The organism is Thalassospira sp. (assembly GCF_002709775.1).
In the GTDB taxonomy this organism is placed as follows: domain Bacteria; phylum Pseudomonadota; class Alphaproteobacteria; order Rhodospirillales; family Thalassospiraceae; genus Thalassospira.
In genome coordinates this window covers 1-18,821 of record NZ_PAQR01000031.1, presented here as the reverse complement: position 1 = coordinate 18,821, position 18,821 = coordinate 1, and the positions used below count along the sequence as shown (strand labels likewise).

Sequence of the window (18,821 nt, the reverse complement as noted above, 5' to 3'; positions counted from 1 at the left end):
TGGTTCCCGGAGGCAGCGGAGCTGATAGAGGCGGGTGTTGTGGATGGGGTGGTTGAGGAGTGAGCTTGTGGCGCGTTTTGAACCAGCGCAGTCTGCGCGCGGCTTTGCCGTGCTCGACCTTCGGCTTAAAATCGCTCCACTGGAGCGATTTCTTCACAGCGTCAGCCTTCAAGTTATGAGAAGGCTCATAACCACAGGAGGTCAAAGGTTCAAATCCTGTTCCTGCGGGCAATAAAAAACCCTGCCACCGAAGGTGACAGGGTCTTTTTATTGGTTGCGGGGGCCCGAGGCCACCTTTGTTATAACTTCAGGTGGACTTTGGTTTTTATGCCCGGTCGCAATGTCGAGAATCCCCATCAACTCACCACGCAAGCTGATTTGATAGTCGCCACGCTTATCTCCCGGCGTGACAATTATCTCTCCAACCACGGATCTGATCGCGTCTGCCGCTTCCGCATACATCTGTGGATCGTCGAGAGCTGCAGTCAGATTTTGCACCTTCTTCCGGTAAATCTCCGCAACATTTGGATGGATATCAGGAACGTCTTGAGGAACCTCATCCATACGCGCGATGATCTCTTGTTTTTCCTGCTCAAGCTCTTCCATACGGGACTTCATCACCGACTGATACATTCCATCTTCAATAGCGGACATGATACCAGCAATCCCGCGCTCGACCTTTTCAAGTCTCTGCCAATCAAGGACAACTTGCGCGCGACGCTCCCGGTTCATCTGGTTCAGACCTTCGGCATACGCCTGAACCGCTTCCGCCACCGCCTCTGCAGAAACCAGTTTTTCGGTAAGCCCTGCCAGAACACGGGCTTCAATTTTATCCCGAACAATTGTCCGACCATTGTCACATGTTCCACGACGATAGCGATTCAGACAACCATAACGGTCCCGGGTGATGATGCCGTAGTTACCACCACAGCAACCGCACTTGATAAGGCCGGAAAACAGGAAAGCTGGTCTGCGCAAGCTATTGAGCTTTGCGGCATGATATGCACGAACACCCTTGGTTACATTTGCATACTTCCTGGAAATTTCTTCCTGCCGACGACGCGTGGCCTGCCATAGATCATCGTCAACGATACGCAACCCAGGCACCTCAGTCCGAACCCACTCGGTTTCTGGATTAGGTCGTGAAACCCGCCTTCCAGTCGCCGGGTTCTTTACATAACGAAGCCGGTTCCAGACCATTACTCCGATATAAAGTTCATTATTCACAATACCAGTTCCTCGGGAAACATGCCCACGAATGGTTGTATCGCCCCAAACACGATCATACGGTCCGGGTATGCCTTCCCGATTGAGATCAGCAGCGATCGCCTTCGGACTTTTACCCGCAGAAAATTCACGGAAAATACGGAGAACAATTTCGGCTTCTGCCTCGTTGATTTTCCTCTCACCCGTAACTGGCTCGCCGTCGCTGTTCAGACGCTTTACAACATCATAGCCGTAGCAAACCCCGCCGCCGGACTTACCGTTCTCAACACGACCACGAAGACCACGACGGGTTTTATCAGCAAGATCCTTGAGAAAGAGCGCATTCATAGTGCCCTTAAGGCCAACATGCAGTTCGGAGATTTCACCTTCGGCCAATGTAACGATCCGCACTCCGGCAAACTTCAGATGTTTGAACAAAGTCGCAACATCGGCCTGATCCCGGCTGACACGGTCCAATGCCTCTGCCAGCACCACATCGAACTTCTTCGCCTGCGCGTCCTGCAACAGGCTTTGAACACCCGGTCGCAAAGTTATGCTGGCACCCGAGATGGCCGCATCGTGGTAGGTGCCGACAATTCGCCATCTCTCCCGCTTTGCCTGCTCCCGGCAAATACGGAATTGATCTTCGATAGAGTTTTCACTCTGGTTGTCGGAGGAGTAACGGGCATAGAGTGCTACACGGGACATGAGGCTTTCCTTTCTCGTAAAATAAAAGGTTCACCCTTTGGGGCCTTGCCCCTCTATCTCTTCTCCCAATGTGGCAGGACTATTGTCATTGGCTACCCGACGCTGCGTTTTCTCCCAAGCCAAATAATGTTGTCTAGCGATATGATAGCCTATGGCACGGGCGATCATACAAACATGCGGGTCCTGTTTAATTTCCAGTCCATCCCCCGACCAGTCGTTATCGTTAACCGGAGGCATTACAGCTACCCTTGCCTCTAGTTTCTTAGCCATCGGTTCACCTCTTCATGCAGTGGATAGGTCTCCCAAGGATGATCTAGACAAAAAATCATAGGAACCACACTCAAATACGACAGACACACGTTTTTGCTTAATAAGCGTAATGTTCGCACGATTGCCTCCGATGACGCGATCAAATCAACTATCAGGAGACAACGATGAAAAATTATTATGCCTTGGCAATCACGACCGCTAGGGACAGGAAATAGTCAGCTGTACAGGTTAAGCGGGTTCTGGAGAGGCTAGGCTGATTATTCATGTCCCGGTTTGTCACGGGGATCGTGATTTTGGAAGTATTAAACAGAGCAAACTTTTGGTTTAAAGCCCAAATCAATGTCTTTATACGTAGATTTTTATGGGAAGCATTTCAGGTGAGCGATGCACATTAATACCCTTGGTATTCAAGGACTTTCCGGTATCTCTACGATATGCGAGAGAGTGCCGCCAAGAAGAAGACAGGGGCGTCAATGCATACCGATCCTACTTCTATTACCAGCTGTCAAAACCCTCAAATAACGTTGAGAAACTTCATTGAGATCACCACCCTACCAATTTTTCTTGCATATGTTTTAGAGCGGGCTAATCAGCCTCCGACAACAACCTCGTCTCTCAGCCTTGCCAGTTTCGCCAGCGCAGTCACTGCCTGCATAAAAGCTTCCTGCTGTTCTTCTGACAGCTCCCGGAAAAGTTCAATTATTGCGCGTTCACGAGCATCATGCGGCTTGCCCGGCTCCACAAGCAAATCAGAGGGCTGGCACTCCAGAGCTTCGGCTATTCGTAGCAGCCACTCAACAGACAGGCGACGCCTACCATTTTCAAGATGGCTGATTTGCTGGTTACTGACCCCGACAATCTCGGCCAGCTGTTTTAGGGTTAATCCACGTGCTTTTCGCTTCTTCTTAATCCGGTTCTCTACAATCATATATTCCAACGACTTGTTGTTCACCACTGCATCAATTGCCTGAATATAGCATCTCTCTCAATCTTATCGCCCAGTCTTTCGAGCGAAAACATCCCAGTTTGACGTCACCTTCCCCAACAAAATGGATATTTTTGTTGACTTTTATCAACTATATGTTGGATTTTAATGCGCTTCTGTTACAGCATTGAAAGTTTTCGATGTGAGTGAATGGCAGACATCAAGCAATCCGGGCAAACCTGATGAGAGCCCCCCTTTAAAGCGGGCTGCCGAATATGTGCGCATGTCTACCGATCACCAAAAATACTCCACCGAAAACCAATCCGCAGCCATCAGAGATTATGCAGCTCAAAACGGCATCGAAATTGTACAAACCTACACCGACCAAGGCAAAAGCGGCCTTAACATCCAGGGCAGAGACGCTCTTCAGCAACTGATTAATGACGTTGAAAACGGCTTAACCGACTTCGATGTTATTCTCGTCTATGATGTCAGCCGCTGGGGACGTTTTCAGGATGCAGATGAAAGCGCCTATTACGAATACATCTGCCGTCGCGCTGGCAAAGAAGTTCAATATTGTGCGGAACAGTTCACCAACGATGGCAGCCCGGTAGCAACCATTGTCAAAGGCGTTAAACGTGCAATGGCGGGCGAATATAGCCGGGAGCTATCCGTCAAAGTATTTTCCGGTCAATGCAGGCTGATTGAGCATGGCTTCCGTCAAGGTGGTCCTGCCGGGTTTGGATTGCGCCGAATGCGTGTCAATCAGCATGGCGAACAGTTGGGAACCCTTGATCCTGGTGAACAAAAAAACCTCCAAACGGACCGGGTAATCCTTGTTCCCGGACCAGAAGAAGAAGTCGAGACAGTCCGCTGGATGTACCGGACGTTTGTAGAGGACGGTAAAGCAGAGCAAGAGATCGCAGATATTCTGAATGGTCACGGCATACTGTCTGACTTCAACAGACCCTGGACCAGAGGCACCGTGCACCAAATACTCATCAACCCAAAATATATCGGCGACAATGTATGGAACCGGGTTTCATTCAAACTCAAGAAGAAACGGATCCGAAATCATTCTGATATGTGGATCAGAGCGAAAGGAGCATTTAAAGGCATCGTCGAACGAAACCTATTCGAAACGGTACAAACTATCATAGCGAATCGCTCGCGCCGCCTCACTAATCAGGAAATGTTAAGTGGGTTGAAAGAGTTATACGAAACTCATGGCCAACTATCAGGACTGATCATTGATGAAACGGAAAATTTGCCCTCAAGCAGTTCATACGGGCACCGCTTCGGCAGCCTTTTGCGCGCATATCAACTCATCGGCTATACGCCCCGCCGTGATTATCGCTATATCGAGATAAACCGGAATCTCCGTCGCCTTCATCCGGAAATCATCGAGGAAATCATAACCGGACTTAATATTGTCGGCGCTGCCGTTTTCAGGGAAGAAGATACCGACCTGCTTGTTGTAAATAATGAATTCTCGCTTGCGACCGTCATTGCCCGGTGCAAGGAAACTCCCACCGGAGCTCTTCGCTGGCGGCTACGTTTCGATACCGGTCACAACCCCGACATTACTGTCGCCGTACGCATGGACCCCCTTAACAAACAACCATTCGACTTTTACCTTTTCCCACGCATCGACCGGACAGCCGACAAAATCCGGCTCACTGAAGAGAACGAACTGTCGTTTGATGCCTACCGTGTCGAAACCCTTGATCTCTTGTACGAACTTGCGGCGCCGGTCCGCATCCGGGAGGCAGCTTGATGAACAAGGCACCGCAAACTCATATCATAGAGACGATCCCTGTTGACGCCATTCAGGTGTTGAATCCCCGTGCCCGCAATCGACGTCAACATCAGGAAATAGTGGATAATATTGCTGCTGTTGGCCTGAAACGTCCAATCACCGTCAGCCGACGTCAATCTGGAGGTAAGGTGCGCTATGACCTCGTCTGCGGTGAAGGGCGGCTTGAGGCATTCCGCATGCTTGGCGAAGAGATTATCCCGGCGGTTATCATCGACGCGCACGAACCGGACTGCCTGATGATGAGCCTTGTCGAGAATATCGCAAGACGCCCGCACAGACCCATCGACCTCATGGCCGAGATCGGCAGTTTGGCCAAACGCGGTTACAGCGATACTGAAATCGCAGAGAAAACCGGATGTTCACGTGGCTGGGTTTATCATGTCATTACCCTACTGGAACGTGGAGAAGAGCGTCTCGTTTCAGCGGTTGAGACCGGGCTCATTCCAATCGGAGTAGCCATTGAAATAGCAATGTCCGGAGATGATGAATCCCAATCCATTTTGATAGATGCTTATGAAAGCGGCAAGATCAAAGGCAAGAAAATCGGGGCCATTCGCCGCTTGCTGGATATGCGCCTGAAACAGCGCCGCGGCCTATCCAAACTGAAGCTTGGTCAAAAAAGAGACTCCAAACGGCCAAGCGCCGAGGATTTAATACGTGTCTACGAGCGAGAAGCTGAAAAGCAACGGTTATTGGCACGCAAGGCCGATTTTGCTCAGGCCCGCTTGTTATTCATTGTCGAAGCTATGAAAGATCTTCTCTCGGACGAGGGATTTTCCACTCTTCTGCGAACAGAGGGACTCGATACCATGCCCGGTCCTTTGGCAGAGCGGATCGAAGGGAGGACAGACGCATGACCGACGACACCGTAAAAAGCGAGAGAAACGATCGCAAGAGAGTACGATCGGCATTCGAGAATGAAAGCAAGTTTCTCAATGTAGAGGAAATTGTTCCGCTCAAGACAATGCGCCCAGGCACAAAGGAAAGCCATAAATATCAGCAGATTCTGAGTACGACCCGGGCCGTTGGACTTGTTGAGCAACCAGTTGTCATCGCAAATCCCAAGCAACTTGGTCAATATTTTCTGCTTGATGGTCATTTGAGGATCGAAGCCCTTAAAGATCTCGGCATATCTGAAGTTGAATGCCTCATCGCAACCGATGACGAGACCTACACATACAACAAGAAGATCAACCGAATTCCGCCCATTCAGGAACACAGGATGATCTTGCGCGCGATCAAGCGCGGCGTGACGGAAGAGATGATAGCCGAAGCCCTTTGCCTTGACGTTCAAACCATCAAGAAACGCAAGAGACTGCTGGAAGGGATTTGCGAGGATGCCGTAAACATCCTCAAAGATAGCCCCTGTCCCGCTGCAAGCTTCGATATACTGAAACGTTTGACACCAATGCGTCAGATCGAAGCCGCCGAACTAATGATAGGGCAGAAAAATTTCACCGTTGTTTTTGCAAGAGCAATTCTGGCAAGCACCCCAGAAGACATGCTCATCGATCCGCTCAAGAAAAAACGGACAGGTGAGCGTGCAATCACAACGGAACAAATCTCCCGAATGGAGCGAGAATTGGCTAGCCTCCAGGTTCAGGTGAAGTCGGTAGAGGACACTTATGGAATAGATAATCTGCACTTGACCATTGCCAAAGGATATATCCGAAAACTCATTGGCAATGCGGGGGTGGTACGCTGGTTATCCCAACACCGTCAGGAATACCTTTCCGAATTTCAGTCCGTTGCTGAAATCGAAAGGATTGCACCTGTCTACAGTGCCGCGGAATGATTGATGGGGATCGGGACCCGATAAGCGCCGGGACCGCAGGAGAAGCCGTCGGCAGGGGCGGATCAAGAGCGGAGACGGGGATGACGGCGATCCCGTTCGGAGCCCGTCAGGCCGATAGTCATAAGATCGGCCGCGTAGGCTACCCAGTATCTGGTTGCCTTCGATAGGGTTGAGCGCGCCAAGATGAAGAAAAATCCCTTGGCGCGCTCCCCGTTCATAAACTATTTTTAAGAAACATCAGCAGGCTATCACATGGCGTCCAACAGGTATCAGGAAAGCAACTCTTCCAATCTTCCCCGCAATTCCTCATGCTTGACCGGGTTCTCATTCTTGAGGCGTCGCAGATTAAGAAGCTTCCATTGAACAGCCGGAAGCTGTTCTGCTGCAGGCAAGCCTATAAGGTTAAAGTCCGGCTCCCCATCATGCAGCGACAACAGGAATTGGGCAAAGTCCCCTGTGAGAGCATTTCGGATATCGGCAATCAACCGTGATCGTACGTTTTCCAGATCGACAGGATTGACCTCGTCTCGCGTCATCCCCGCAAATTCCTGATCATGCAGTTCCTCAATCAGAACAAGTGCCGGTGCCAGCAACTCATGCGACGGCCGTCCTGATGTGCTGACATAGACCAGAAAAACCCGCAGTAGGTCTTCGGTCAGCCCTTCATTTTCATATAGCAGCTTGACGTCAAACAGGTCCCGCGGATGCTGGCGATCAAGAGCGGCATGCAGCTTCCCGGCATATAAGTCCTCAAATGAGAGGACATGCATCTCGGCAAACCCGAAGGCTTCTTCCACGGCATCCGATACCTTGTGCAATACAGGCGGCAGAACCGTGCCGCGCATGACCGGAGACGTCTCGATCTTCACGTTGGTCGTTCCTTGCGTGGCCATGATCCGGGTTTCCAGATTTCCGCCACCAGCGATCCGCTGAAACCGTACATCCCTGTTCTCGAGGCTTGCCGCTGCAATGATCCGGTCGAGCGCCTGATCAATATTTGCAAGGGACGTCTCCCGATCTTCGATTGGCAAATATGTCAGATCAATATCAACAGACAGACGAGGCAAATCTCGGTAGAAAAGATTGATCGCCGAACCGCCTTTCAGCGCAAAGACCTCCTCTCGCGCAATCACCGGCAGGAGGCGTATCAGCAGCCGGACCTGTTCGACATAGCGCTCACGCATTATGGCTCCCCTCCCCCTGCTCCGAAGGCATGAATGCTGCGGGGACTGAAATCCGGTAGATCGGATGTATTTTTCCCTCCTTGATCAAGGCGCGCGGCCCCGATCCCAAATCGATCTCAGATTTGTCGAGATATTTCAGCCAGGCGTGGGAATGACGATCGGCAAAAACGAAAAACAACCGTTTGACCTTGATGCTCTGACAAGCGCGCAAGAGGGTCATGAGATGTTTCGGTCGCAAATTGGCAAGTCCCTGGAAAATCATGTCGAGATTGTCAAAGCTGGCATGCGACGGCAATTCATCGAGTGCCTCAAGGATCGCCCGTTCTGGTGAGGATACCTTGAGCGGCCAATGCCACGGACTGACGGTTGGGCCTGTATTACCGTTCATGTTCTCAAGTTGACGCTCCACATTCTCGATACCGGCCGGATCATCCGCAAACAGGTTGGTCGAGCGGACAATGAACTCTGTCTCTCCCGGCAACCGGACAAGCCAGGACGGTACCTCGCCATAGAGATAGATACGCTCTTTGTTGCCCAGTGACAGATAATGAGAGAAGCCATGGAAGGTCAGTGCACTCAATCCTCCCAGATGGACCTCATGCTCCATGATCGACTGGATCGACAGCAAAACGAGCTGCCAATCGGGAGCGGGATTCCGGTTCAAACGGGCTGAATGATCCGTGCGTGACAATGGTCGACGGTAAACACCCCGGACTACCCGCTCCAGCCAACCGCGCTCGGCATAGTTATGGATCGATTTGGGATCGACGCCAAACCGCTTCAGCCATGCCGCATCAACCAGAAAGCCGGGTGGCACCCGCTCCAGCATCGGTTTCAATCTTGGTGTTCTTTGATGGCTCATAACCATCAAAATCGCATTTTTTGAAAAAATCATCAATTGAATTTTTAATTTCCTGGCTTTTAATGGCTATTAACCATCAAAATGATGCTTTCATAAAACACCTTGAGAGCAGCGCCCTACGTCAAGATGTTACAAAAACTCGGCGTCTATTCACAATGCCGAGCTTTTGTAACACCGCCCCCGGCATCATATGAGACTGACACCTGACCCACATCACTCACGACGATTTGCTTTGCCGCCCCTCCTGCGCGCCACCTTTCAACCCCTCCTTCCGCGCCCGTACAAAGGCCCGATCATTCTCAAGAAACGCCTCAAGCATGAACGGGATCAATTCGGCAACTGCCTCGCTCTCACCATAGGTCTCCCGATAGAGCGTTGCATAATCGCGGAGCTTCCGGTTCAGATCGGCATTGACAGTCACCGTCAGTTTGACCGGTTTGCGGTCGGGCAGTTTGGCAAGCTTCATCATCTCTGCTCTCCACCATAGGGTTTAAGCACAAGGTCGCGCTGGACGATCACCCGGACCGGCCAGCCGGGACGGATCTTGATGGTCGGCTGGATATTGAGGTTCTTCTCGGTGATCTGCCGTCCGGCCCGATCAACATTCTGCTGGGTGCTCTCGCGAATGGCGCGCACCAGATCGCTCTCGTCGCTGCCAAGCGTCAGTTCGGTTCCGACCCCGAGCAGGGTTGCCAGCGAGATGCCCTTGAGAAGCTGCCATGTATGATAGTCGACTTCATCCTCGAGCCCGGCATAACCGCTGGCATCGGAAGCCGGCATGTTATCAAGCCGGATCGACGTTCCATCGGGCATCAAGATGCGCTGCCAGACCACCAGCGCGCGCGACTGACCGAAGGCAACCACACTGTCATAGGTCCCGATCAGTCGCGCCCCCTGCGGGATCAGCACGGTTGATCCGGTCACCGTATCATACACATTGGCATCCATCTGGGCGATGATCTGACCGGGCAGATCAGAATTGATCCCGGTAACCAGGCTGGCCGGAATGATGCTGCCTGCCATGACCTGCCAAGGAGAGACTGGTGTTTCCAACGGATGCGGATTGTAAATCCCGCCATCATCATAGTCGCGCATGAAGTCGAGCTCGCGCTGCGGTTCGTCCGGAACCGCATTCGGATCGGTATCAGTAGCGCTTGAGGCAACATCCCCATTTATCGCCACTCGATTTTCGGAAGCTTGACTATACGGTCGTTCAGACGACACCGCATTAGCCAGCGAAAAGAACACACCGGACTCCCTTGCATCAATTGCCTGTTGGGCCTGCCGCTGCTCGGCGAGCGAAAGTTCGCCGGACGTGACATCCAATCCCTGGGCGCGTTGGGTTGCGACAATCGGACGCCCGAGATCGCCCGGCAAGGGTGGCCCGAGCTTTGGCACATCCTGCTTTATCTCGGAATAATCCTTGGGCAGGTTTTCCAACTGATCGGGCCTTGCCTGCTGCCCGGCATGATAGAGCTCGTCATTGTCGTTGGCGTTTTTCAGGGACGGGGTTTGCAGCGCCATCATCGCGATCCCGAGAAGGGCTCCCGATCCCAGTGCGGTAACCCCGATCACGATACTCCGTCGGAAACGAACAATCCGGGCATCGGGCCGACCGCGCAGTTCAAAACTCTCTTCAAGCCTATCCGTCATGGCGAGTTCCCCCACCTGAAGCCTTGGTATGCGTGATCCGCACTACCTGTTGCGGGTCGGTTCCCATACGCAGTTCAGCGATCCGGAACAGCTGATCGACAATAAAGTAGGTACCGCGCTTGCGGTAATTGACCAGTTGCGTGTCGCCATTGGCCCCGATCACAAACAGTGGTGGTACCTCGCCCCGATCAATATGCTCGGGGAATTTGATATAGACCTTGCGTCCGTCATCGAAGGCCCGGATTGGTCGCCATGATGGATGATCCCCCTCAATCTCATAGCCAAAGCTGATCTTCTCAAGCACCAGATTGCGATCAACCGGTTGTGCGGCAAGAACAGCGGCATTGTTCCGGCGTAACATCACCAGACGATCCTGCGGATAGCTCCAGGAAATAGCTGCCATCGCGGTTTCTTCAGTGCTGAGCATTTGCAGATGATAGGTTCGCCTATCGGTGGCGATCATGAGATTGGTTTTAAGCGCCGGTGCGAAGGGCTTGATCAGGATATGAACCTGCTGGTTATCCCCCGATCCGCTGGTCGTATCGCCAATCACCCAGCGTACCGTATCCCCGGCCGATACGGCGCGGAGCTGTTCACCGGGCTGCAGGGCAATATCGGTCACATGCCCCGGCGCGCCATAGAGACGATAGAGCGCCCCCTCACTATAGGGATAGACCTGCACGGCATTGACATATCCGTGTTTCGACGGCTCCAGAAGTGCTGCTGTATTTGCCGTCTCGACCCGCTCTTCAGGCGAGAGCTTGTCTGCCGGTGATTGGTCTGGGAACGGCATCAATTGCCCCGGCAGGGGCAAGGGTTTGGGGACTTCGACGATTTCGACCGGACGTGCTGCTTCCGCCACGACTTTAGCGGGCTTAAATTCCTCCCGATCATAGCTGATTGCGGGCGGCGGGGTTCCGGCTTTGCAGGCAGTCAGAACCATCAGAGAACAGATGAGCATCATCGCTTTGTGTTTCATGAGCGTTACTCCTGCGATCCGGGAGAGGATGTATCGAACTCGCGCGACCAGTCGATCGCCCGGACATAGAGCCCGAGCGGGTTCTTGCGCAGTTCTTCGGCATCGATCGGTGGTTTGGAAATCACGGTCAGGATGGCCGTCCAGCGATCGGTGCCCATCAGCGCACCGCGCTCATAGATGCGTTCCTGCCATTTGATCTGGAAGGACTGATCCGATGCGCGCACCACACTTGAGACCTCGACCGACACACTCCGTTCGCCGATCCCGGCGAAGGGATCGTTACGATTGGCATAATCGTTGAGGAACTGTACGGCCTGACCGTTGACAAAATCATAGGCCGCCAGCCAGTTCTGGCGGACCAGCACCGGATCGGTGGAAACCGAGCGCACCAGTTTGACAAAGCGCGCCAGATACCAGGCGAATTGCGCATCGGTCGGCTGATAGTCCGACGCGACCGGTGCGATCGCTCTTGCCTCGCCGAAACGGTCGATCTCGACGATATAGGGCACCACCCGGCTTTGCAGGGATTGCCAGATCAATCCACCTGACAAGGAACAGGCCAATGCGAAACAGCCAAAAGCCATCAATCGCCAGTTTCGGGCCTGAACGCGCGCCGATCCGATACGCTGATCCCAGATCTGACCGGCTCTCTGATAGGGCGTTTCGGGTTCGGGCGTCGTGCCATAACGCTGCAGGGATCTTTTAAACGGCATCTATTCCCCCTTTTCATCGAGAGACGGATTGGCGCCAGCACCGGGGCGATCACTATCGCGCACGGCCTGCGTGGTCGAGTGTCGGTGAGCTCGCATATTCTGTTCATGACGCAGACGTCTGGCCCAGTCGGGGGCAGATGCTCTATTGCTGTTGGAGGCACGAAAGCTTGCCGATCCGGTTGGCGCACCACCGGTTGCGGCCCAGGCTGCTGCCCTACCCTTCTCGGCTTCCAGCTTCAGTGTTTTGACGGCGCGATCCGACACTGAGCGCACGGTTTGACTTGCCTTGCCTCCAGCCGCACGGGCAACACCGCCCATACCGGCAGCAGTCCCGGCCAGACCGGACGCCCCCGAGGCGGCACGTCCCACCTGAAAGGACGTTGTGACCCCAGCGCCAAGTGCAGTTGCCGCACGCAGGGCAACCAGACCACCCCCGGCAACCGCTCCGACACCACTCAAAGCAGCACCACCGACCAAAAGCGTCGCCCCGGCGGCTGCACCGGCCGTTCCAAGTGCAGCCCCGGCACCGAGTTGAGGTGCACCTGAGACCAGACCCGAGGCAATACCGGGCCCGAAGATACCCAGCCCCAAAAGCGCCAGAGCTCCGAGTACCATCGACATGGCTGCGGCCATGTCGGGTTCCTGTCCCTGAAGGGCATTGGTAAAACTTGTAAACAGGGTGGAACCGATCCCGACAATCACGGCGAGTACCATCACCTTCACACCTGATGAAATGACATTGCCAAGTACGCGTTCGGCCAGAAAGGCCGTCTTGTTCCACAGCGCGAACGGAACCAATACGAACCCGGCAAGTGCTGTCAGCTTGAACTCAAGCACCGTGATGAAGAGCTGGATCGAGAGGATGAAGAAAGCGATGATCACCAGGAACCAGGCCAGCAACAGTACGAAGATGGTCAGGGCATTGACGAAGAGATCGGGAATGCCGACCAGGTTGCCGACCTGCGCGATCAACGGCCAGGCTGCTTCATAGCCGGTTGCAGCAATCTTGCCCGGCCGCAACAGATCGTCTGCGGTCAGGCTTCCCGGTACGGTTTGCAACCCCAGCCCGGCAAATGAGGCATAGATGATCCCGGTCAGGGCTTGGAAATTATTGAGGATCAGCGCGAAGGTCCCGACATAGAGCACTTTGCGGATCAGGCGGGCGAGAATATTGTCCTCGCCACCCAGCGCCCAGAACAGACCGGCCAGTGTGATATCAATCCCGATCAGGATGGAGGTCAGAAACCCGACATCGCCCGATAGCAGGCCGAAGCCGCTATCGATATAGCGGCCAAACACCTCCATGAAGCGATCAATGATGCCAAGGTCATCCATACCCGAACCCGATCCGATTATTCGTCATAAACACTGGATGTGCCGAGGAAACGTTGGGTCAAAGCCCGCCCGCTTTCCTCACTCTGGGCCTTCCGCGCCCGATCCTGGGTTTCCGCCCGTTGCTGGGCGATCAGCATCGACTGGATCTGCATCTGCTGCTTTGTCGAAAGCGCCAGCAACTGATTGGCGGTCTGCTGGGCGGCCAATGCCCCGGGAGCGCCCTGACTTCGCGCCACCAGATCATTGAGCAACTGACGGTCCTGCTGGATATTGCCGGCAAGCCCGGCCTGCAAACGCAGGCTTTTGCGATAGGCCGTCATGGTGTTTTGCCAGCGCTCTCGTGCAGCACGCGCCGCGTCACTGGCTTTGAGGGTGTCCTCATAGCTGTCGGGATATTGCCGGGCGAGTTGCAGATCGAGTTCGGCAACATCAAACCCGATCCCGTCGGCCTGCATCATCAAGCCATCGATCCGGTCGAGCGCACTCATCATCTGGCTGGCGGAGGAATAATCCAGCCGTTCGAGATTGCGCGCCATGTTCTGCAACATCGTCGCCTGGTTCTGAAGCGAGCGGATCTGGTTGTTGATCTGTTCCAGCGCCCGGCTGGCCTGCAGGATGTTCTGGGCGAAGTTCGTTGCATCAAATACCGGCCAGGCGGCAAGGGCCACATGGCTCCAGAACAGAGCTGGCAAAACAATTGAAATGGCTTTGAACATGATGCGTTTCATGAGGCTTCTCCTGTTCGGGAAAACTGCCCGATCAGATCCCCGGCCCAGTCCAGCCCTCTGGCCGCGAGGAAGTGTTGGGCAAAATCCGTATGCCCGTGATCGGCCAGAATCTGATCAATGCGTTTCTGTGCGGCCGGGTCCGAGGCCCCACACAGGGCCAGAGCGATCGGGCCGAGCCCGAGCTCAAACAGCCGGTTACCTTGTCTGGATTGCAGGTAATAGTGACGTTTGGGTGTGGCCTGGGCGATCAGGTCGATCTGACGACTATTCAAACCGAAGTGCTCATAGGCCTCTCTCGCCTGCGGTTCGATGGCCCGGTCATTGGGCAGGAAGATCCGCTGCGGGCAACTTTCGATGATGGCTGGTGCAATGGTTGAATCCGCGATATCTGCCAGCGACTGGGTGGCGAAGATCACCGAAACATTGCGTTTGCGCAGAACCTTGAGCCATTCACGAATCCGCGCGGCAAACAGCGGGTTATCGAGATAGATCCAGGCCTCATCGAGAATGAGCAGGCTCGGGCGACCATCAAACCGCGCTTCCAGCCGATGAAACAGCCAGGTCAGAACCGGCAGCACCGCCCCGGCCCGGTTCATCAGTTCCTCGGTCTCAAAACAATGGATATCAGAGAGTGTTAGCCGGTCTTCGGCGGCATCAAGCAGATAGCCAAGCGGGCCTTCCAGCGTATAAGGCTGAAGCGCTGCCTTGATCGCATTGGACTGTAAAAGCATGACAAGACCGGTGAGCGTCCGTTCCGCGACCGGCGCACTTGCCAGACTGGAAAGGGCTGACCAGACCATATCCTTGATCTCGGGCGTCACACGGACCTTCTCGTGATCAAGCAGCATCGCAATCCAGTCCGCCGCCCAGCTTCGAATCGTCGGATCGTCGATCTCGCGTAGCGGCTGAAAAGACAGGCCTTCACTGGCGCCAAGCGGATAATGCTCCCCACCCATGGCAAGTACCGCGGCGCGGGCCGAGTTGCCCTTATCGAACATATAGATCTGCGCATCGGGGTAACGGCGAAACTGCATCGCCATCAGGGCGAGCAGAACCGACTTGCCCGCCCCGGTCGGCCCGACAATCAGCATATGCCCGACATCGCCGATATGTGTGGAAAAGCGAAAGGGTGTGGTCCCCGAGGTTTGTGCATAAAACAATGGTGGACAGAACTGCCCGGTAACCTCGGAGAGATGCGCATTACCCATCGGCCCGGCCCAGACCGCCGAGAGTGGTGTGAGATGGGCCAGATTAAGCGTGTGGATCAAAGGCTGGCGCACATTGGCATAGACGTGGCCCGGCAGACTGCCAAGCCAGGCTTCGACCGCATTAATCGTCTCGCGGATTGTTGTGAAACCATGCCCATTGACGATCCGCTCGACCGTTCTGATCTTGTCCTCGACGGCCTGAAGATCAGAATCGAAGACCGTCACCGTAACCGTCAGATAACCGAACCCGACATGATCACCGCCCAGCGCCTGCAGGGCGGCATCGGCATCCACCGCCTTGTTGTCCGCATCACTATCAACAAGTGCTGACGCCTCATTGGTCATCACCTCACGCAGAATGGCGGCAACCGATTTGCGCTTGGCGAACCATTGCCGGCGCAGGCGGGTCAGGACTCTATTGGCGTCAGTACGGTCCAGAGGTATGTAACGTGAGACCCAGCGATAAGCAAAATCCTGATGATTGAGCGCATCCAGCACGCCGGGACGGGTCGTATCGGGAAAACCCAGTATGGTGATGCTGCGCAGATGCCAATCACCCAGCATCGGCTCAAGACCACCCACAAGCGGCGTATCGGCCAGGATGGCATCAAGATAGACCGGAATCTCGGGCGCATGCACCGGATGGTGTTTGGTCGAGACGGTGTCATGGAGAAACGCCAGCGTCTCGTCGTCATCCAACGGCACGACCTCGGGCATGAAGCCCGCCAGCAGGTCCAGCACCCGCTCCGTATCCTCGGTGAAGCGTTCCAGCTCCAGCCGCCAGTTCCGTCCTTCTTCCTTCCGGCCGGTTTCCACAAACAGCTTTGTGCCGCGTGACTGGAGATCAGGCGGCGGTATGAACAGCAAGGTCAGATAATAGCGGCTTTCGAAATGTGCCCCCTGACGTGCCTCGGCAAAGGCGGCCCGGCGTTCCTCATCGACCAGCCATGAGGCCGGATCGGGAAAGTCAGACACCGGATAGGTCTCGGCCTCGCTTCGGCTTGCCTCGAAGAACAGCGCCCAGCCCGAGCCGAGACGTTTGAGCACATTATTGACCCGCGCACAGAACCCGACCAGTTCGGCCTCGGTCGCACTTTCGAGATCGGGCCCCCGAAACCGAAATGTCCGCTGAAAGCTGCCATCCTTGTTCAGGATAATCCCCGGTGCGACCAGAGCCGCCCATGGCAGGAGATCGGCGAGACACTCATTCTTGTTGCGATATTCGGCAAGGTTTAGCATCGCCACCATCTCCTCTGGCGCAGATGGCGGGCGAGGACCGGTAAAAAATCCGGATCACGCTTGGCAGCAAACACTGCCAGTGTCTGGCCGATAAAGAACAACCCCAACCCGGCAACCCATTGCTGCAGGCCAAGCCCGATGGCCGCCGCAAACGTGCCATTCAGGATTGCGACCGAACGCGGTGCGCCACCGAGAAAGATCGGCTCGGGCAGTGCCCGATGGACCGGGATATCAAACCCCTCGACGGATCGATCATCACGCATCAGATCAGCGCCCCACCGCCAAACGAGAAGAAGGACAGGAAGAAGGAACTGGCGGCAAAGGCGATCGACAGGCCAAATACGATCTGGATCAGGCGCCGAAACCCGCCGGAGGTTTCGCCGAAGGCCAGGGTCAGACCGGTGACGATGATGATGATCACCGCAACGATCTTGGCCACCGGTCCCTGAACGGATTCCAGAATGCGCTGCAACGGCTCTTCCCACGGCATACCCGAACCGGCAGCCATGGCATCGGGTGCCAGAGCGATCAGCATGACTACCGCCAGACAGAAAGCTGACGGGAGAGTGCGTGATAATGCGCAATGTCTTGCAGACATGAATTTCCTCCATTCAGATCGATTGCAGGCGAGGAAGAGAGAGCGGGGTCAGGGCGTAATCGCCATTGCCATCCAGGCCATTGAGGGTGGCGATGGTCTCGATCCTGCGCGCCGGGCCACGTCCGGAGATGAACACCACCAGATCAATCGCCTCGGCAATCAGGTGACGCGGCACGACCGTGACCACTTCCTGCACCAGTTGCTCGATACGATAGAGTGCGGCATGGGCGGAGTTGGCATGCACGGTCGCAAGACCGCCGGGGTGACCTGTATTCCAGGCCTTGAGCATGTCGAGCGCTTCCGGTCCCCGCACCTCGCCAACAATGATCCGGTCAGGCCGCAGGCGCAGGGTCGAGCGCACCAGATCGGACAGCGACACCAAATCGCGCCGGGTCCGCAGCGCCACGCAATCACGTGCGGCACATTGCAGCTCACGCGTATCCTCGATCAGGATCACCCGATCCTCACAATCGGCGATCTCGGCGAGCAGCGTATTGGCCAGTGTGGTTTTGCCAGATGAGGTCCCGCCGACAATCAGGATGTTCCTGCGATCACGTACTGCCTTGCGCAGGGCATCGGCCTGCAGTGGCAGCGCGATCCGGTCACGGACATAATCGGCGAGTGTGTAGATGCGTTCGGCCGGTTTGCGGATGGTAAAACAGGGGGCTCGTACGACGGGCGGCAATAATCCCTCGAAACGTTCGCCACCGACGGCATTGGTTTGAGCCGGAAGTTCGGCGCTGACGATCGGCTGATCAGCATGGGTTTCTGTGCGGATATGTGATGCCACCAGACGGATGATCCGTTCCGCCTCGGCCGGGTGGATAACCACCCCTGTATCGATGCAGCCCTGCCCCAGCCGGTCCAGCCACAGCTTGCCATCCGGATTGACCATGATCTCGATCACGGCCGGATCCTTGAGCGCTTCAGAGATCGGGCTGCCCAGTGCGGATCGCAGCATGTCGCGTCGGCGCTGTTCGGAGACGGTGTTCATTGTTCCGCCTCCGTCTCGTCGCTCTCGAACGATTTGCGTCCACCGGCAATCTGGCGGCCGACCTGTTCGATGAATTTCTGATAGCGCTCATTGGCCACCGCCTGGGTGGCCTTGTCCGGCACCGGGGTATGCGCATTGAAGGTGAGATAGAGCCGCACGAAGAAAGCAAGGCTTTCTGTCAGGACGTCGATATCCCGACGGACCAAGGCACTCTCGCGGCTGAGGCGGTCCAGGCGAATGCGCAAAGCTTCATCAAGGGCATTGGCACCGCGATGACGGAGATAATGACGCAGGGCATCGCCGATGATCGCCGATTTGGAGGTGCCCGGGCGTGCAGCCAGTGCTTCAAGTTCGGCACTAGTGTCGGCATCGATATAGATGTTGTGACGCGGCTTCATTGCCCCTGCCCTGACTATCGGAAAAGGTCAGGGAAGAATGGAGGAAGAGCGGGGAATCTCTTATGGCCCCCACATACGCCAAATTACCTTCGTTAACGAAGTGGGGACGTAAGCGTCTTTTCACGGCTACCTTGACGTAAGAATGTTTTCAGTTTTCGTGAGGGGATCAGGCTTGGAGGTCGATGTTCCAGGGGAGGAGTTCGTCGA

19 protein-coding genes are annotated in these 18,821 nt (G+C 55.1%); 3 read left to right on the top strand and 16 right to left on the bottom strand.

Annotated elements, in window-relative coordinates:
* Positions 1 to 267: 267 nt before the first annotated feature.
* The 3 genes from CMO10_RS12115 to CMO10_RS12105 all read right to left on the bottom strand — a co-directional run bounded on the left by CMO10_RS12115 (position 268) and on the right by CMO10_RS12105 (position 3,136).
* The gene (locus CMO10_RS12115) at positions 268 to 1,914 is read right to left on the bottom strand and encodes a recombinase family protein (RefSeq protein ID WP_297022440.1); all 1,647 of its coding nucleotides are present in this window, start codon (positions 1,912 to 1,914) and stop codon (positions 268 to 270) included.
* Positions 1,915 to 1,944: 30 nt separating this feature from the next.
* The gene (locus CMO10_RS12110) at positions 1,945 to 2,184 is read right to left on the bottom strand and encodes a hypothetical protein (RefSeq protein ID WP_297022436.1); all 240 of its coding nucleotides are present in this window, start codon (positions 2,182 to 2,184) and stop codon (positions 1,945 to 1,947) included.
* 589 nt (positions 2,185 to 2,773) lie between these two features.
* Positions 2,774 to 3,136 carry a helix-turn-helix domain-containing protein gene (locus CMO10_RS12105; protein WP_297022434.1) on the bottom strand — a complete coding sequence of 121 codons (363 nt, stop codon included), beginning with the start codon at positions 3,134 to 3,136 and terminating at the stop codon, positions 2,774 to 2,776.
* 175 nt (positions 3,137 to 3,311) lie between these two features.
* On the opposite strand from CMO10_RS12105, the gene CMO10_RS12100 reads away from it, so the two are divergent.
* From CMO10_RS12100 to CMO10_RS12090, 3 genes are read left to right on the top strand one after another with little or no spacing between them, the layout of a single operon-like run.
* The gene (locus tag CMO10_RS12100) at positions 3,312 to 4,886 is read left to right on the top strand and encodes a recombinase family protein (protein WP_297022431.1); all 1,575 of its coding nucleotides are present in this window, start codon (positions 3,312 to 3,314) and stop codon (positions 4,884 to 4,886) included.
* Positions 4,886 to 5,785, top strand: coding sequence for a plasmid partitioning protein RepB C-terminal domain-containing protein (locus tag CMO10_RS12095; RefSeq protein ID WP_297022428.1), 900 nt, complete (start codon positions 4,886 to 4,888; stop codon positions 5,783 to 5,785). The genes CMO10_RS12100 and CMO10_RS12095 overlap by 1 nt, the downstream gene beginning before the upstream one ends.
* Positions 5,782 to 6,723 (top strand): plasmid partitioning protein RepB C-terminal domain-containing protein, encoded by a 942-nt coding sequence (locus CMO10_RS12090; protein WP_297022426.1) that lies wholly within the window; start codon positions 5,782 to 5,784, stop codon positions 6,721 to 6,723. Before CMO10_RS12095 ends, CMO10_RS12090 begins: the two co-directional genes overlap by 4 nt.
* Positions 6,724 to 6,992: 269 nt before the next feature.
* Here the strand turns inward: CMO10_RS12090 and CMO10_RS12085 are convergent, their stop codons facing one another.
* From CMO10_RS12085 to CMO10_RS12025, 13 genes are all read right to left on the bottom strand, one after another.
* Positions 6,993 to 7,907 carry a nucleotidyl transferase AbiEii/AbiGii toxin family protein gene (locus CMO10_RS12085; protein ID WP_297022423.1) on the bottom strand — a complete coding sequence of 305 codons (915 nt, stop codon included), beginning with the start codon at positions 7,905 to 7,907 and terminating at the stop codon, positions 6,993 to 6,995.
* On the bottom strand, positions 7,900 to 8,802 hold the full coding sequence (locus CMO10_RS12080) for a type IV toxin-antitoxin system AbiEi family antitoxin domain-containing protein (protein ID WP_297022443.1): 903 nt from the start codon (positions 8,800 to 8,802) through the stop codon (positions 7,900 to 7,902). Before CMO10_RS12080 ends, CMO10_RS12085 begins: the two co-directional genes overlap by 8 nt.
* Positions 8,803 to 8,986: 184 nt before the next feature.
* Complete coding sequence (locus CMO10_RS12075) at positions 8,987 to 9,238, bottom strand: DUF2274 domain-containing protein (protein ID WP_071240715.1); 252 nt, start codon at positions 9,236 to 9,238, stop codon at positions 8,987 to 8,989.
* Positions 9,235 to 10,422 (bottom strand): TraB/TrbI/VirB10 family type IV secretion system protein, encoded by a 1,188-nt coding sequence (locus tag CMO10_RS12070; RefSeq protein WP_297022416.1) that lies wholly within the window; start codon positions 10,420 to 10,422, stop codon positions 9,235 to 9,237. Before CMO10_RS12070 ends, CMO10_RS12075 begins: the two co-directional genes overlap by 4 nt.
* A complete protein-coding gene (gene trbG / locus CMO10_RS12065) occupies positions 10,412 to 11,401 on the bottom strand; it encodes a P-type conjugative transfer protein TrbG (RefSeq protein ID WP_297022414.1) in 990 nt (329 codons plus the stop codon). Before trbG ends, CMO10_RS12070 begins: the two co-directional genes overlap by 11 nt.
* 5 nt (positions 11,402 to 11,406) lie before the next feature.
* Positions 11,407 to 12,114, bottom strand: coding sequence for a conjugal transfer protein TrbF (gene trbF / locus CMO10_RS12060; protein ID WP_297022413.1), 708 nt, complete (start codon positions 12,112 to 12,114; stop codon positions 11,407 to 11,409).
* Positions 12,115 to 13,449, bottom strand: coding sequence for a P-type conjugative transfer protein TrbL (trbL, locus tag CMO10_RS12055; protein ID WP_297022411.1), 1,335 nt, complete (start codon positions 13,447 to 13,449; stop codon positions 12,115 to 12,117).
* A 17-nt stretch (positions 13,450 to 13,466) separates the two neighbouring features.
* Positions 13,467 to 14,177 carry a P-type conjugative transfer protein TrbJ gene (gene trbJ, locus CMO10_RS12050; protein WP_007090697.1) on the bottom strand — a complete coding sequence of 237 codons (711 nt, stop codon included), beginning with the start codon at positions 14,175 to 14,177 and terminating at the stop codon, positions 13,467 to 13,469.
* A complete protein-coding gene (gene trbE / locus CMO10_RS12045; RefSeq protein WP_007090698.1) occupies positions 14,174 to 16,624 on the bottom strand; it encodes a conjugal transfer protein TrbE in 2,451 nt (816 codons plus the stop codon). The genes trbJ and trbE overlap by 4 nt, the downstream gene beginning before the upstream one ends.
* Positions 16,618 to 16,887 carry a VirB3 family type IV secretion system protein gene (locus tag CMO10_RS12040; protein WP_297022404.1) on the bottom strand — a complete coding sequence of 90 codons (270 nt, stop codon included), beginning with the start codon at positions 16,885 to 16,887 and terminating at the stop codon, positions 16,618 to 16,620. The genes trbE and CMO10_RS12040 overlap by 7 nt, the downstream gene beginning before the upstream one ends.
* The gene (locus CMO10_RS12035) at positions 16,887 to 17,222 is read right to left on the bottom strand and encodes a TrbC/VirB2 family type IV secretion system protein (protein WP_040059982.1); all 336 of its coding nucleotides are present in this window, start codon (positions 17,220 to 17,222) and stop codon (positions 16,887 to 16,889) included. The genes CMO10_RS12040 and CMO10_RS12035 overlap by 1 nt, the downstream gene beginning before the upstream one ends.
* 13 nt (positions 17,223 to 17,235) lie before the next feature.
* On the bottom strand, positions 17,236 to 18,216 hold the full coding sequence (trbB, locus tag CMO10_RS12030) for a P-type conjugative transfer ATPase TrbB (protein ID WP_007090701.1): 981 nt from the start codon (positions 18,214 to 18,216) through the stop codon (positions 17,236 to 17,238).
* Positions 18,213 to 18,614: a ribbon-helix-helix domain-containing protein gene (locus CMO10_RS12025; protein ID WP_007090702.1), complete on the bottom strand. Its 402-nt coding sequence runs from the start codon at positions 18,612 to 18,614 to the stop codon at positions 18,213 to 18,215. Before CMO10_RS12025 ends, trbB begins: the two co-directional genes overlap by 4 nt.
* Positions 18,615 to 18,821 lie beyond the last annotated feature (207 nt).

Coding starts and splice junctions, on each gene's coding strand:
- CMO10_RS12070 (WP_297022416.1), bottom strand. CDS start 10,422: ATGACGGATAGGCTTGAAGAGAGTTTTGAACTGCGCGGTCGGCCCGAT.
- CMO10_RS12080 (WP_297022443.1), bottom strand. CDS start 8,802: ATGATTTTTTCAAAAAATGCGATTTTGATGGTTATGAGCCATCAAAGA.
- CMO10_RS12090 (WP_297022426.1), top strand. CDS start 5,782: ATGACCGACGACACCGTAAAAAGCGAGAGAAACGATCGCAAGAGAGTA.
- CMO10_RS12040 (WP_297022404.1), bottom strand. CDS start 16,887: ATGCGTGATGATCGATCCGTCGAGGGGTTTGATATCCCGGTCCATCGG.
- trbG (WP_297022414.1), bottom strand. CDS start 11,401: ATGAAACACAAAGCGATGATGCTCATCTGTTCTCTGATGGTTCTGACT.
- trbJ (WP_007090697.1), bottom strand. CDS start 14,177: ATGAAACGCATCATGTTCAAAGCCATTTCAATTGTTTTGCCAGCTCTG.
- trbL (WP_297022411.1), bottom strand. CDS start 13,449: ATGGATGACCTTGGCATCATTGATCGCTTCATGGAGGTGTTTGGCCGC.
- trbF (WP_297022413.1), bottom strand. CDS start 12,114: ATGCCGTTTAAAAGATCCCTGCAGCGTTATGGCACGACGCCCGAACCC.
- CMO10_RS12075 (WP_071240715.1), bottom strand. CDS start 9,238: ATGATGAAGCTTGCCAAACTGCCCGACCGCAAACCGGTCAAACTGACG.
- CMO10_RS12115 (WP_297022440.1), bottom strand. CDS start 1,914: ATGTCCCGTGTAGCACTCTATGCCCGTTACTCCTCCGACAACCAGAGT.
- CMO10_RS12095 (WP_297022428.1), top strand. CDS start 4,886: ATGAACAAGGCACCGCAAACTCATATCATAGAGACGATCCCTGTTGAC.
- CMO10_RS12110 (WP_297022436.1), bottom strand. CDS start 2,184: ATGGCTAAGAAACTAGAGGCAAGGGTAGCTGTAATGCCTCCGGTTAAC.
- trbE (WP_007090698.1), bottom strand. CDS start 16,624: ATGCTAAACCTTGCCGAATATCGCAACAAGAATGAGTGTCTCGCCGAT.
- CMO10_RS12085 (WP_297022423.1), bottom strand. CDS start 7,907: ATGCGTGAGCGCTATGTCGAACAGGTCCGGCTGCTGATACGCCTCCTG.
- CMO10_RS12035 (WP_040059982.1), bottom strand. CDS start 17,222: ATGTCTGCAAGACATTGCGCATTATCACGCACTCTCCCGTCAGCTTTC.
- CMO10_RS12025 (WP_007090702.1), bottom strand. CDS start 18,614: ATGAAGCCGCGTCACAACATCTATATCGATGCCGACACTAGTGCCGAA.
- trbB (WP_007090701.1), bottom strand. CDS start 18,216: ATGAACACCGTCTCCGAACAGCGCCGACGCGACATGCTGCGATCCGCA.